This is a genomic window from Bartonella sp. AA18HLJMS (genome assembly GCF_042197245.1).
In the GTDB taxonomy this organism is placed as follows: domain Bacteria; phylum Pseudomonadota; class Alphaproteobacteria; order Rhizobiales; family Rhizobiaceae; genus Bartonella.
On sequence record NZ_JBHIRP010000004.1, the window covers coordinates 1 to 15,105 of the forward strand.

10 protein-coding genes and 2 pseudogenes are annotated in these 15,105 nt (G+C 37.5%); all 12 read right to left on the bottom strand.

The annotated features are described in order from the left end of the window. Positions 1-878, bottom strand: a pseudogene (locus ACFINW_RS03745) (hemagglutinin repeat-containing protein); the annotation flags it as partial. 215 nt (positions 879-1,093) lie between these two features. After that, positions 1,094-1,975: an outer membrane protein gene (locus ACFINW_RS03750; protein WP_375621217.1), complete on the bottom strand. Its 882-nt coding sequence runs from the start codon at positions 1,973-1,975 to the stop codon at positions 1,094-1,096. Positions 1,976-2,157: 182 nt separating this feature from the next. Continuing rightward, positions 2,158-2,969, bottom strand: a pseudogene (locus ACFINW_RS03755) (porin). Positions 2,970-3,346: 377 nt separating this feature from the next. Then, a complete protein-coding gene (locus ACFINW_RS03760) occupies positions 3,347-4,180 on the bottom strand; it encodes an outer membrane protein (RefSeq protein WP_375673804.1) in 834 nt (277 codons plus the stop codon). Between the two features lie 335 nt (positions 4,181-4,515). Then, positions 4,516-5,349 carry an outer membrane protein gene (locus tag ACFINW_RS03765; RefSeq protein ID WP_375621215.1) on the bottom strand — a complete coding sequence of 278 codons (834 nt, stop codon included), beginning with the start codon at positions 5,347-5,349 and terminating at the stop codon, positions 4,516-4,518. A gap of 1,515 nt (positions 5,350-6,864) precedes the next feature. Then, positions 6,865-7,194 carry a hypothetical protein gene (locus ACFINW_RS03770; RefSeq protein WP_375621214.1) on the bottom strand — a complete coding sequence of 110 codons (330 nt, stop codon included), beginning with the start codon at positions 7,192-7,194 and terminating at the stop codon, positions 6,865-6,867. A 1,126-nt stretch (positions 7,195-8,320) separates the two neighbouring features. Continuing rightward, the gene (locus tag ACFINW_RS03775; RefSeq protein WP_375611786.1) at positions 8,321-8,941 is read right to left on the bottom strand and encodes a ribonuclease D; all 621 of its coding nucleotides are present in this window, start codon (positions 8,939-8,941) and stop codon (positions 8,321-8,323) included. Next, the gene (locus ACFINW_RS03780) at positions 8,934-10,328 is read right to left on the bottom strand and encodes a M20/M25/M40 family metallo-hydrolase (protein ID WP_375611787.1); all 1,395 of its coding nucleotides are present in this window, start codon (positions 10,326-10,328) and stop codon (positions 8,934-8,936) included. The genes ACFINW_RS03775 and ACFINW_RS03780 overlap by 8 nt, the downstream gene beginning before the upstream one ends. 84 nt (positions 10,329-10,412) lie before the next feature. Beyond that, on the bottom strand, positions 10,413-11,288 hold the full coding sequence (gene mutM, locus ACFINW_RS03785; RefSeq protein WP_375621213.1) for a bifunctional DNA-formamidopyrimidine glycosylase/DNA-(apurinic or apyrimidinic site) lyase: 876 nt from the start codon (positions 11,286-11,288) through the stop codon (positions 10,413-10,415). A gap of 271 nt (positions 11,289-11,559) precedes the next feature. After that, positions 11,560-12,807 carry an aminopeptidase gene (locus ACFINW_RS03790; protein ID WP_375639437.1) on the bottom strand — a complete coding sequence of 416 codons (1,248 nt, stop codon included), beginning with the start codon at positions 12,805-12,807 and terminating at the stop codon, positions 11,560-11,562. Positions 12,808-12,984: 177 nt separating this feature from the next. After that, positions 12,985-13,818, bottom strand: coding sequence for a cell wall hydrolase (locus ACFINW_RS03795; protein ID WP_375639442.1), 834 nt, complete (start codon positions 13,816-13,818; stop codon positions 12,985-12,987). Positions 13,819-14,367: 549 nt separating this feature from the next. Next, complete coding sequence (gene phoU, locus ACFINW_RS03800; protein WP_375611791.1) at positions 14,368-15,090, bottom strand: phosphate signaling complex protein PhoU; 723 nt, start codon at positions 15,088-15,090, stop codon at positions 14,368-14,370. Positions 15,091-15,105 lie beyond the last annotated feature (15 nt).

Here is a 15,105-nt window from a genome sequence, read left to right on the forward strand (position 1 = left end):
ACCGTTGTGGTATGCGATTGAGATGTATCGGACGATTCCTCATGCAAAAAGCCACTTGATGACGATTGTGCTTGCTGGTCCAAGTGTTCTTGGGCGCCTTTTATGACAATCTTTCCCCCAGAATGAATGGTAATATCCGCTTGTTTTTGATCTCCCAGTGCTTTCTCTTCTGACGTTTCCTCTGCCTTACCGGCTATGAGCGTCGAGGCTACAACTTCCGTGTTGTTGCCTGAGGCAATGGCAATGCCTTTTTCTCCTGCTATACTTGAACCTACTACTTGGGTGGCTCCAAAAGTTTTATAATAGGATGAACTTCCCCCAAAAAAACCGCCATCTGTATAGCTAGATATCTCACGGTGTGAGCTATCCTCTGCATTATTGATCAGGACATCGTTGCTGGCTTTCAGCCCTACCTTGCCCTCAGCCGCAATGGAACTGCCTGTGATGCTAAGGTCATGCGGTTTGCCATCCTGTCCTGCAATGACAGTGGTATCACCTCCAGATTTTATCGAAGAGCCAACGGCATGAGAGGCTTGCATGTCCACTTTCGTGTTTTTGCCCTGAAGATGATACTCCATCTCATCGTTTCTTACCCCTATTGTTACCTCCCCTTGGGCGCCAAGAGCAACATTACCCTTGGCATCTATATTGGAAGCAGCAATATGGATATCGCCACCCGATAGAACAGTGGTCTCTTTTCCAGAACTTAGATGAGAGCCATTGTGCACCGCGACATGAGATGTTTGATCCCCGCGATGGCTATTGGCACTGTTGCGTGTGGCATCAATCGAAACATTCCTCTCAGCTTGCAAGAGGAGTTTATCCGTTGCTTGAACATCAGAGCCTAAAATATTCAAATCTTTTCCAGAGACATAAGTGGGCTTGATGTACTTTGAAAAATATTTATTTAAAAAAAATGTGTGAATACACAACAACAAGTGTATTCCGTTTAGGGCGTTCTGTTTTGCATGAGGAGTATGATCCCATTAAAAATGAAGAGATTAAGAGGAATAAAATAGAGAGATAATAAAATAAAGGCCCCGTTAAACGAGGTCTTAGTATTTTTTGTGCTGATAATTTCATTTTTACGAAATTAGAATTTGTAAGCGACACCTACACGGAAGTCATTGGTTTTGTAGTTGAATTCACGTGTATCGTTGGCGAATTTCTTTTTACCAAAATCGGAGTAACGGTATTCTGCACGTAAAAGAACGTTGTCGGTCATTGCAAAGTCAACACCGCCGCCAATAGTGAAACCAACCATTGTCTTCGTGTCATCAGCCCAAGTACCACCAGTCAAATCTACATTTTGCTTAACTGATGGGTTTTCAACCACACCAGCTTTCTGTTCAACTTTAACTCTCTCTCCTTTTCCTGTAACTGATTGAATACCCTGTACCTGCGCATAGGCAATACCACCAGCAACATAAGGCATAATGCGGTCAACAGCAGCAAAACCGATACGAACGCGTGTAGCACCAGACCATTTTTCTTTGTAACTGTGCTTTTCCGTTACCTTGTCGCCTTTTTCAAACTGTTGCTGACCTTTTAATTCAACCTTAGCTTTTTCAAGGGCAGCATTAAAATCTGCTGCATTTTTTTCAGTAAGAGTCAATTCACGGGCTGTTTTTGATTCTTCACGGTCTGCCCAAACTGCATCGGTTTCAACACCGAGAATGAGACCATTTCCAAGGTCTACGTTAGATCCGGCATAAATACCACCCATGAAACCAGAAGGACTAGGTGTGTTATCTTTTTTGAAAAGTTCTTTATCTTCTCCTGGAATAGTTACTTTAGTTTTACTCGAAAAGTTACCAACTTGACCACCAAGATAAAAGCCTGTCCAAGAAAACGAAGGGGCTGCTGCGATAACTGCTGGGGCTGTTTCACGAGGGATGATAATATCAGCAGCTTGTGCTGCAGAAGCTGAAATTAAAGCGGCAATAGAAGTTGCTATTAAAGATTTTGTATTCATAATTTTGCTCCTAAATTAACTATCAAACGACCTTACAAGATTACAGATAGAAAAGCTGTAGTAAAAATATCACAATCACACAAATAAACCCTAGAAAACAGCGGTTTTGTAAAAGTCAAGATCTCTTGAAAATTTAACTTTTTATTAATACTTTTTTATTCATAATTGCACTTTTGATGAAATTAGAACTTGTAAGCGATACTTACACGAAAGTCATTGGTTGTGTAGCCTAGTTTAAGATAATCCTTTTTAAATTCCTTCTTACCAAAGTCTGAGTAACAGTATTCCGCACGAAGCAGAATATGATCTGTCATCGCGAAATCTATACCACCACCAAGGATAAAACCCTCCATCGTTTTTGTTTTATTAAATACTGTAGCAGAAACTCTTTACTTGGCTTACCCATTTGCCAACTTTTTTGTTCCTGAAACTTTACCAACACCTTGTATTTGCGCATAAGCAATACCATCGCAAGATAAGGCATAATACTGTCAGCGACAGAAAAACCAACACAAACCCGTGTTGCACCAGACCTTTTTTCTTTGAAACCAATGCGATACACTGCTGTGTCACCCTTTTGAAACTTTTTATTTTCATCCAATGTAACACCAGCAATGCAACACCAGCATCTTCAAATTCATCATTAAAATCATTAAATTCATCAATCACAAGAATCTTTGAGACCGTCTTCGTCTCTCCTCGGTCTGCCCAGACTGCATCGGTTTCAACACCTAGAATGAGAACATTTCCAAGATCTACGTTGGAACCTAAATAAATACCACCGATGAAACCGGAAGGCATAGGTAGTGCATCTTTATCTGAAGTTTTTTCTTTTGTCTCAAAATCAAATACATAAACTTTGACTTGAAAAGTTGCCAACTTAACTACCAAGATAAAAACCTGTCTAAGAAAACGAAAGAGCTGTGATAACTGTTGGAGCTGTTTTACGAGGAATGACAATATCAGCAGCTTGTGCCGCAGAAGCTGTAGTCATAGCGATAACAAAAGTTGTTACTAAAGATTTTATATTCGTAAACTTTGCTCCTCATTTATTTACGAGCACAGTATTATACGACTACAAAAAAACGCTGTAGTAAAATGATACAATCATAGGAAACGAAAGCTGACGCAAGATAAAGTCATTTCATAACTTCACGTTTCATAAGAAATTGTACGTTACAAGTATGTGTAAATTATTGATTTTATGGCATAATTGTTATCTGTCATTTATAAAAATCTTTTTAAGAAAATCTAAATAATATCTTTTACTCCCCTAATAAATATAGGGTATGTGATAATATAACAACAGAAAATAATAGAGGCCCTGTCAAAGACAGAGCCTCTTGGAAGTTTATTTCGTTTTTTACGAAATTAGAATTTATATGCAACGCCAACACGGAAATCATTGACTCTGTATTGAAGTTCAGCTGTGTCTTTAAAGTATTTCTTTTTACCGTAGTCTGAGTAACGGTATTCTGCACGCAACAGAACATTGTCTGTCATTGCGAAGTCAACACCAGCACCAAGGGTGAAACCAACAAGGGTCTTTGTTTCATCATATACGTTACCAGAAGCAACCAATTTACCAGAATCAGCAGAAGGATTAGCAGAAGTATCAACAGCTTTTTTCACTTCAATTGCGGAAATTCCTTGTATTTGCGTATAAGCAACACCACCAGCGATATAAGGCATGATACGATCAGCAGCAAAACCAATGCGAACGCGTGTAGCACCAGACCACTTTTCTTTCAGAGTAACACTTTCGGTGTATGCATCTCCAGATGCAACTCTTAGACCATCTTTCACTGGAATCTTAGCTTCTGTAAGGATTTTAGTAATATCTTCAGCAGTTTTATTGAATACTCCTCCAACCGTATGTTCACCGTAATTAACTGTATCTTTTTTACCAACAAAAGAGACATCTGTATCCAAGCCAAAGACTACACCACTGCCGAGATCAATATTGTAACCTGTGTATAGACCACCGATCATACCGGAAAACTTAAAATCGTTTGAAAAGTTGTCAGATTTCATTGAACGACCACCAATCTGAGCACCAAGATAAAAACCTGTCCAAGAATAGGCAGGGGCTGCTGAGATGACTGCTGGGGCTGTTTCACGAGGGATGACAACATCAGCAGCTTGTGCTGCAGAAGCTGCCGCTATAGCGATAACAGAAGTTGTTACTAAAGATTTTATATTCATAAACTTTGCTCCTAATTTATTTATGAGCACAGTGCTACAAGATTACAGAAAGAAAAGCTGTAGTAAAAATGATACAGTCACAGAAAATGGAGGGCACATCCCAGACAAAATCGCTTCATAGCTTGATTTTGTACGAGAAACCTAAAGATATATATATAAATAACTTATTGGTTTTTAAATGTAATTCTTGTTTATTGTCTATGATTTTTTTTAAGAAAATCTGAATAATATCTTTTCACATCCACAATAAATTATGTATTGTGTGATAATATGGCAACAGAAAATAACAGAGGCTCTGTCAAAGACAGAGCCTCTGTTATTTAACTTATCATCTGTTAAAATTTGTAAGCAACACCAACACGGAAATCATTGGTTTTGTAAGAAGTCTCATATTTATCATTTGAGAATTTCTTTTTCCCAAAATCTGAGTAACGATATTCCGCACGTACAATAATATTATTGGTCATTGCTAAATCAACACCAGCACCAAGGGTGTAACCAACAAGGGTCTTTGTTTCATCAGACAGAGTACCAGAAGCGATTACTTTGTCTGAATCTTTATCTGTTATTGAAATCAACGCACTATCTTGAAGCTGTGTATAAGCGATACCACCAGCAACATAAGGCATAATGCGTTCAGCTGCAAAACCAATACGCACGCGCGTTGCACCAGCCCACTTTTCTTTAAAAGTGAAACTGTGGGTTCGTTTAGCACCAGGTTTAAGCGCATCTTTACCAATATTAATTGCAGCGTCTTTTAATACCTTGTTAATATAATTGATGTGTTCTGGGGCAATGACATATGTTTTTCCTGTCTTCGTGTCATCTTTATTAGACCACATGATATCTGTATCAACACCTAGAATAAGGCCATTACCAAGATCAACGTTGGAACCTGCATAAAGACCACCCATGAAACCAGATAGTTTAGGCAAAAGGTCATCAGGCGCTGGAATCTTGTTTCCATTACTGAGAATATCCATTTTCGTTTTACCCGAAAAACCACCAATCTGGCCCCCAACATAAAAACCTGTCCAAGAAAAAGTTGGAGCAACAATAACGGGAGCAACAGGTGTTGGTCTTGGGGGAACAATAACATCTGCTGCTTGTGCTGCTGAAGCTGAAACAAAAGCGAAAGCAGAAGCTGTTATTAACCATTTCATATTCATATTTTCTCTCCATAGCTGAATATTTATTTGAACACACCGTTTCATATAGAGCCCCATCTTCAGATATCTGTAGCAAAAATGATACACTTATAAAAAAAAACAAAAAGCCAATCAAAGTACCCTTAATTGCTTGATCTGTAATAATGAGAATAAAACTATGCCCATGCACAAATGATCTCTTTTCCTCACGTTTTCTCTCCTTTATCATTTTGATAAAAAAACTGCGCCACAGTACCCTCCGTGTAAAGCGTGTGCTATTGACATAAAAATATAATATATTGATTTATAATGAAAAAATATCTTTATATTAATTCGTCTGCAATATTGACGATGCTCTTATCTTAAGCCTTTTTATATTAAAGAAACCAAAACCATCCCTCTGCACCTCACAAACAAGCAAGTGTGTGAATAAATAAAACTATTTAAAAGCTAACATGATGCCTCCTATTAATACTCTCAATATTGAATATTGAAGACCGTTACAATATTGAGAACAGCTAAATCTAACTGTTCCATTTAAATTCATACAAACAACGTTTTTAGCTTCATCCTTCGCATAACCAAATGTGAATAGCTCTTTGATTGTTTTTTCATCATTGTAAAGAATGCTTGTACCGCACAAAACAAGATCTCCACTACCCTATGGACTGCAACAAAATTACATGTAATTTCATCACGCTTGCTCTTTGTTTTTAATTTAGGAATTTATTCCTTTTTGACATATTTACGCTTCTGCTTAACTTTCTAGAAAATCTTTTCCAGAGCTTTAGCCCTATTTGTAGGCTATCATTTCATACTCTTTTTAGCTAAATTGAAAAAAATACCTAAAGACAGACAACCGGTATGATAAACATTAAAACTTATATAGAAATCTCCTTAAAGCTGAAAAAACGAGAAATCTTTCTTAAAGTTTTCACACCACACCTTGCTTTAAAAATCATGAATTTGGCAGAAAAAATATCTGATATTTTGAATCATAGACAAATGAATATTTTATAAATTCTGTAGTCGAAGCATAGCATGAAAGATCAAAAGTTTAACATTTTTGTTGCTTCACTCGATTTTGATGAAGTATCCTCTCAGATCCTCTCTGCAAACAGCTTAGTTTCTTGTCGAGAGGATTTTTCTTAACTCCTTACTTATGTGATTCACTTAACTAAAGGCTCTCTCTGGACAAGCCCTACTCTAAAAACACTTATCAAGGAGTTTTATATGCGCTGTATAGTTACGCTTAAAATGACAGTATTTACAGTATAACAGCGTAACCCAAAATCGGGAGGTTATATTTATCCAAACCCATGAATTTTGTAACGAGCGATTGCCATTATACAGAGTATTCTTACACCGAAATCCACCTCCCCATATCTTTTCCAAATAGTACTCTTCACCCCCTCCGTACATAATTATAATACCCTTTGCGAACAACTGCTCCTCCACTTTTCAAATGATAAAAAATATCTCCTCTCTTCAATTCCCGATCATACGTTAGACCTCTTGATGTTGTTTTCTTACTTTTTAATAACTCATTGGACTTCGTCCAAATAAGTCTGGTCGTTTTCCTTTCCCTGATCCTCTTTTAGGCTTTTTAAATCTTTTTTTACCAGAATATGATACAGGTACTAACTTAGCTGCTGTTATGCATTGGTTGTTATGCGTGCAAGAAAGTTCCATTTGAACAACTTCAGAGAAGATCTTGCTCAACTGTTCACTAGAAAAAAGATCTCTAGGAGGAACAATAGAAGGTATACCCTCTATTAACTTTTGAGAAGACAAGAAAGAAGCACCCTGAGCTACAGAGATTGAAGCAAACGTAGCGAAAGCCGTAATAAAATATTTTATATTCATAAATTTAACCTCATTAAATATCCATAATGGATTTTATCTAGTGTCTTCATTGCAAATTTCTAGAGAAAAATAGCATGTTTATAGATAAAAAGTGAGAATCCTCAAAAAACAAAGCTTTGAAGCATTTTAATTTTAAAATAAAAGAAAATTGCCCTGCTCTGCCAACATAGAAATTACTTATTGAGTAATAAATAAAGGCACGAAGTATCGTCTGAAAATAATAAACTATACGAACTTCATATAATATACTGATTTATAATGATAATTTAGCGTTATTCATATTGACTGAGAATCCTAAATACCATAAGATTCTCTCATTCCAAATCTTTTTCATGTTGAATCAATCAAAACCATTTGTTTGCACGTTACAAGTTGTGAGAGCTGTGTAGATAAAAAACACTAAAAAAAAAGACTAAAAATGCCTCTTATGAACCGTCTCAAGTGCTAAGGACTTACACAACATTGGGAATTGGCACAGTTGTGTGGATGGTAGCGGCTTGTTACTCCATAAGCATAAAGATGGTAGTGTTCAATAGATTTTATATTGGTATTGGAAGCTTTATTGTTATATCTTTTATGAGCGCCACCGTAAAATGAACTTGGGTGTCGGTTTCTTTACAAAAAGCACATGAATTAGCAACACAAATATATTCCGTTTAGAGCGTTCTGTTTTACACGAAGAACGTAAATCCATTAAAAACATGAGAAACAAAAGTATGGGGCAATGCGTAATCTCTATTATTTAACAGACATTGCTTTAAATACTTTTGAAAGTCGTAAAGCAGAATTAAAAATGATGGTAAAGATGAGATTGGTTTTTTACATTTACACATTCATATTCTCCCCCAATTAGGCTGTATACCGGTTTCAGAGATTTAAGTCTTCCAACCTACCGTATGTTTTCAGCCTCTCCTCAAAATTGCTTTGTTTCAAATAAAAGCTGTTACAAAAATAAAAAATATGAATTCGCAAAAGTACCTTTATTGCCTAAACTTCAAATGAAATAGCACTTAAGAATTTATTATAATTCTTATCAGAAAAGATGAGAGGATAAAATGCCCATAATGTACAAGCATTTTGTCCTCTCACATCAATAATTAACTCCATTTAAAAGCCAATTTTAAAGCTAGCTATGCGCAAAAATATCAACTTCCGCCCATCCTAAAAGATCAAGCCTAGCTCTCATAGGCAAAAATTGAAAGCATGCCTTGGCAACATTTTCTCGCTCTTCACGTCTTAAACGTTCTTCAAATATAACCTTTAAACGATGCAAATATAACACATCCGACGCAGCATATTCAATTTGTGCCTGTGATAACGTTTCTGCCGCCCAATCCGAAGATTGTTGCTGTTTAGAAATATTCACATTCAGCAATTCATTACAAATTTCTTTCAAACCATGACGATCCGTATAAGTGCGCGTGAGTTTCGAAGCAATCTTTGTACAAAAAATAGCCTCTGGCATAACACCAAATGTATGTGCTAAAATAGCAAGATCAAAACGCCCAAAATGGAATATTTTTACGACCGCTTTATCTTCAAGAAGCTTGACCAAATTAGGTGCATTCTTTTGTCCTTTAGCAATCTGTATAATATCGGCAGTACCATCTCCAGAAGAAAGCTGAACAACGCATAAACGATCACGATAGGGTTGTAATCCTAAAGTCTCGGTATCAATCGCAATGGCATCAGTTTTATAATTGTCTAAGTTTGGTAAATCACCTTGATGAACGCGAATCTCAGCCATTTACCCTCCTACTTGCTAAAGCAGCAAGAATACGCGCCCAAGACCGCTGCCCCTTATGAAACGATTTTAAATTATATTTTTCATTAGGAGAATGAATACGGTCATCAGCCAGTCCAAAACCAACCAAAAGAGTTTCCATACCAAGAATTGACCGAAAATCTGCTACAATTGGGATCGAGCCCCCCATGGCTGTCAAAACAGCAGGCACTTCCCACTCTTGTGATAAGGCATCCTTCGCCTCCTTGATAAAAGATGAATCATCAGAAATCTGAAGTGCCGGAGAAGAACCGTGATTCTTAAATTCAACCTTACAATCAGCAGGAATTGAGCTACGTACATAATCACGCAACGCTTGGCGTATTTTCTCTGGATCTTGCTTATGCACCAAACGACACGATACTTTTGCACTCGCTTGAGAAGCAATAACTGTTTTCATCCCTTCCCCTTCATAGCCGCCACTAATACCATTAATTTCCATGGTAGGACGTGCCCATACAAGCTCTAAAATGCTCCGCCCTTTTTCACCAGCTGGAACGGAAAGTCCTATAGGACCAAGAAAATTTTCAGCAGTACAATTAAGTGCATTCCATGATTGTAAAATCTGTGGAGGTGTTTCTTCTACGCCATCATAAAAACCAGGAAGTGTTGCCCTATTATTTTCATCGTGAAGTCCTGCTAAGATTTTCGTTAAAATACGAATGGGGTTAGCTGCTACTCCTCCAAAATAACCAGAATGCAAATCACGATTCGCTGCTGTGATAATAATCTCTTCTGCCATAATTCCCCGAAGAGAAAGAGCAATAGATGGTGTATCCGCATCCCACATTGACGTGTCACAAACCAATGCATAATCTGCCTTAAGTTCATCTGTATTTGCTTTTAAAAAAGGAATAAGGGAAGGAGAAGCACATTCTTCTTCTCCCTCAAATAAAACAGTAACTTTAATAGGAAGCTGCCCTGTTTCTTTCTTAAATGCACGACATGCTTCAATAAAAGTCATCAACTGACCTTTGTCATCTGAAGCTCCACGAGCACAAATAACTTTCTCTCCATCTCTCTCTTTTAAAGAAGGTGTAAATGGATCATCCTCCCATAAACTCAATGGATCAACAGGTTGAACATCATAATGTCCGTAAAACAACACATGCAAACAATCATCTGAAGGTCCAGGATGATGCCCAACAACCATTGGATGCCCCGGCGTATCACGGCGTGAAGCCTCAAAACCGATGCTTTTTAAATCCTCTACTAACCAATCAGCTGCTTTACGACATGCATCCTTGTAAGCCGAGTCTGTAGAAATCGATTGAAAACGTAAAAGAGAAAAAAGGCGTTCAAGGCTCTTCTCTATATTTCCATCAAGATGTGTTAGTACTTTATTCAGCATAAAAAAAACCTTTCAAGCCTTGTGTAATTATATTATAGATGCGATGACTTTAAGCCTCTTGTAAGATTTTGCAAGACACCTTATTCATTTTTGACATTGTGAGCAGTAAAAACTTGAACGTCCAGCCTGTAAAATGCGCATAATAGGCGCTCCACATTCCAAACATTGCTTGCCTTCTCGTCCATAAACTGAAAAAGCATGCTGAAAATAACCAAGCGAACCATCTATATGCATATAATCACGTAAAGAAGAGCCACCAGACAAAATGGCTTCAGAAATCACATTGCGTATATTTTGTGCTAAAGAATCTGCAAATTCACGTGCACGTGCCGTTTTTGATGCCAATGTAAATGCACCACGTTGTGGAGACAAACGACTCCGCCAAAGTGCTTCACAAACATAAATATTCCCAAGACCTGCAACAATAGACTGATCAAGTAAAACACCCTTGAGAGACATTTTTTTATTAACAAAAGCCTTTTGTAAATAACGACCAGAAAACGAATTACTCATAGGTTCAAGACCTAGCTTATTTAAAAGTGGATGTTCATAAAGCTTATCCGTATCGACTAAAAGCATAAACCCAAAGCGACGCACATCATTATAAATAAGACGATAAACGTCACCATTCTTTGTCTGAATATCCATGACAAAATGATCATGTTTAACTAATTTACTTGACGCTGAACAAGCTTTTCTTAAAAAATCATTCTCTATACGCCATGAACCAGACATTCCTAAATGGCTTAAAATCGTTTCATCCTGAGAAAGATGAAATAATAAATATTTCGCACGCCGACCAAGTTCTATAATTGTTCTGCCAATAAGGCGCTCAGAAAAAGCCTCAGGAAAAGGAAAGCGCAAATCTCTACGATTAAGTTTGACAGATACTATCTTTGCATCAGTTACAACGGACTCAAGTCCACGACGAACTGTCTCTACTTCAGGAAGCTCAGGCATTACTCTTCTTTAATAATTATACACTTTCCAATCGTATCACTGATAAATTGACTTCTTCCCCCCTCAAAAAACGAAGACTTCCTCTACATCTACTAAACAAATTCTTGATGAGTCGATTTTACTTGGATTCCTACTCATGTGAATCATTTAACTAAAGGCTTTATGGACAAACCCTGCCTTGAATATATACCACACACTCTAAAATACTTAACGTATCAATAAAGCTTACATCCCACCCCACCTCAAATGACCGTGTTTTATGGTAACAAAATTAAGCCCATTCACCCTTACGAAATACAGGAACTCTTACACCATCTTGGGTAATGCCATCTATGTCAATTTCACCAGAACCAATCATCCAGTCAATATGAATGACACTTTTATTCCCACCACGTGCTGCAATCTCTTCTGACGTCAATGATGCCCCATCTAAAAAGCATTTGGAATAACACTGCCCTAAAGCAATATGACATGCAGCATTTTCATCAAATAAGGTATTATAAAAAAGGAGTCCACTCTTAGAAATTGGTGAAGAATGGGGCACAAGGGCAACTTCGCCCAACCGGCTTGCACCCTCATCACTTTGCAAAACCTGCTGTAAAACTTCTTGACCTGTTGATGCACGAGCCTCAACAATACGCCCGGCTTCAAAACGTACTTCAATATTATCAATCAGAGTTCCTTGATAGGAAAGGGGCTTTGTTGAGCGAACGAAACCTTCAACCTTATGAGCATGAGGAGTCGTGAAAACTTCTTCTGTCGGAATATTCGGATTGCAAATAACACCATTTTGAGCAACGGATGCACCACCATGCCATTCATGATCATCTGCCAAACCAACAGTTAAATCAGTCCCTGGCCCTGTAAAGTGTAAGGCAGAAAAACGCTGCTCATTAAGCCAAAATGACCGTTTCTTCAAATGTGCATTATGAACAGTCCACGCCTGCACCGGATCTTCTCCTGTAACACGTGAAGCAGAAAAAATTGCATCGGCTAATTTTTTAATCGCCTCATTAAGTGGTAAAGAAGGAAACATTGCCTCAGCCCATCCTGCTGTTGGATAAGCAACAATCGACCAATTCATAGCAAAATTTGATATTTGCTTGAGTGCCGGCTGGTAAGCTATTGAAGTGGCTTTATTTAAACGTGAAACCTTATCAAAATCCTGATTGGAAAGGAGCAAAGGATTATCACCAACAATCGCTAAACGCGCTGCCCCATTTTCAAAAGCCTTTGCCATTCCCTCATAAAGCCAAGAAGGGGCACAATCAAAACTAGCTGTATGGGCATTTTCAAACCGTGTAAGCGATAACATATCATCACTAAAAATTGGTGTAATGACACCAGCACCAACCTTATAAGCATGATATGCAATACGCCGAACAAAAGGTAACGCTGAAACTGGAGCAGTTAAAACAAGATCCTGCCCCTCTTGTAAATTCAACCCCACTTTCACTGTAATTTCTGCAAGACGATTAAGCATTTCAGGCAAAATTGTCTCATGAATATCAAAGTACATTACCAATACCCTTCTTTAAATAGAATGCGTTCTTTATGTCGTCATATTATAAATTGTTTTTCAGATCCTTTGAGTTCGCTTTCTCTACGTATATTTATGCGTATCATTATCGCTAAAATTCACTTAATTCATAAACCGCAATGGGTATATAATCCTTCTTTGGTCATGAAAAACTTACTAGTTCCTGTGTCGTTTTTCTAACATTGCAACAATTGCATTTAACTGATCAGATGAAGGTAAAGCCATAATCGTTTTATTTTCTTCTTTCCTAGCTAGATGTTGAGGTGCATAGGCAGGGATAGGAACTTTATCAAGCTGTACCATAGCAAAAGGCGCAGGATGTGCCATCTTGGACTGTGCTACTTCTGTCGAAGGAGATGTACTTTTCTCTGCCTTTACGCCCCTACTCTCTAAGCCTTCATCTATAAAGCTTGGCGCATGACCAGAACGTTCTTGAGCAAAAGCATAAGCAACATCATAAGGGCGATTATTTGTAGGAACTTGAAGTTCTCCATCACGTGATCGTTTTTCATAAAAAGCATTTCCCCCTGCAACCTGAACATAATGCATGTTTTTATACGGAAAAGACAAACCAGCGGTATGAAAAAACTTAGCGTGTTTAACTTTCTTATCTCGTTCACCTCGTAAAACGGCATCAGCCGCCTCTCTTACACGAGCAACAGATGCTTTCTCCGTCATAGGACGCGTTAAAACACCAGGAGCAAACTGCCTATATTGACCAACAACACCACAAATCGTCTTAGGATAGGCGGTTGAATTAACACGATTCATAACAACCGTTCCAACGGCAATCATTCCTTCACGGCTTGTGCGATTTGATTCAAAATACATTGCTCGCATAAGACATTGACGCTCTGTCAATGGATATGTAACCGCTTTTGTCTTATTATTATTTATTTTTCCAGCATCTAAATGACTTGAAGCACATCCCACAACAACTAACGGCGCTACACAACAGGTAACAAAAACATTCCAACGATTTTTTTTCATCTTATGCAACACATTCCTATAATCTCTGAGATATTCAAGTCTTGAAATGAGCTTTAAATGTATCTCTCAATAAAGTACATAGCTAATTGTTACCACTCAGTAAAATTTTAATACAAGAGGTAATCAAAAAGTATCTATGCAAAATAAAAAATAAAAAACTCTTAATTTACAGATCGATATTGTTATTCTTCATGGTTCAATATAGGCTATAATAACCCACACATTTCAATTACAATAAAGTAACACTATCCACTTCTTCTACATACGAAAAAATAATACAGATATCCCCTTTAATATAAAATTTTAACAAAATGATCTGAAAGGAAATTCCCCTAGAAAACTCCCCTCCTGCCACAATACGAGTGATGATATCATCTAATATACAAATATGTCAAACCAAGAGTTAACAATCTGCCATGCTTCTCTGAAAAAACTCTTTGTTGCTTCTTTGTGCTTTTCCATAAGATGGTTATCTTATTCTTTCTATAGCTGCACTTTAAGAAAATACTCATATATCTACAAACTTATTTTATACATATAAGAAAAATTTTAATCTATTTTCTTCTCACCTACCCCAACTTTATAAGTAAGGTCATCGCGAGGACGATCAGAGGACATATGGTAACCCGTTATGATATAATGCAGCATTTCAGCAATATTAGTAACATGATCACCAATTCGTTCAATATTCTTTAAACAAAACAGTAAGTGCGTACAAACCGTAATATTGCGCATATCTTCCATCATATACGTCAAAAGTTCACGAAAAAGAGAAGTATACAAAGCATCAATCTTCTCATCACGCTCACGCACCGCGTCAACACGCTCTAATAGGCGACTCGTATAAGCATTTAAGACTTCTTTTAATTGATTGAGTGCTAAAGCTGTAATTGTTTCAAGCCCATGATAAACAGAAGCAGATTGACGTATTTCTGAAAGTGCAACAGTCCTTTTAGCAATGTTTTTTGCCATATCCCCAATCCGTTCAAGATCAGAAGAAATACGAATGGCTCCAATAATTTCACGCAAATCGACAGCCATCGGTTGGCGTTTGCAAATAATAGCAACCGCTTTTTCATCAATGTCACGTTCTGCTTCATCTAAAAACACATCATCGGCAATCACTGTCGTTGCAAGTTGAAGATCACTACTCACAACCGATGCGACAGAACGTTCAATCATCCTTTCTGCATGGCTCCCCATTTCTGTAATCCTTACTCTTAAATATTTTAGTTCTGCATCATAAGAACGGACAGTATGTTTCATAGACATATCTTATACTCCTCA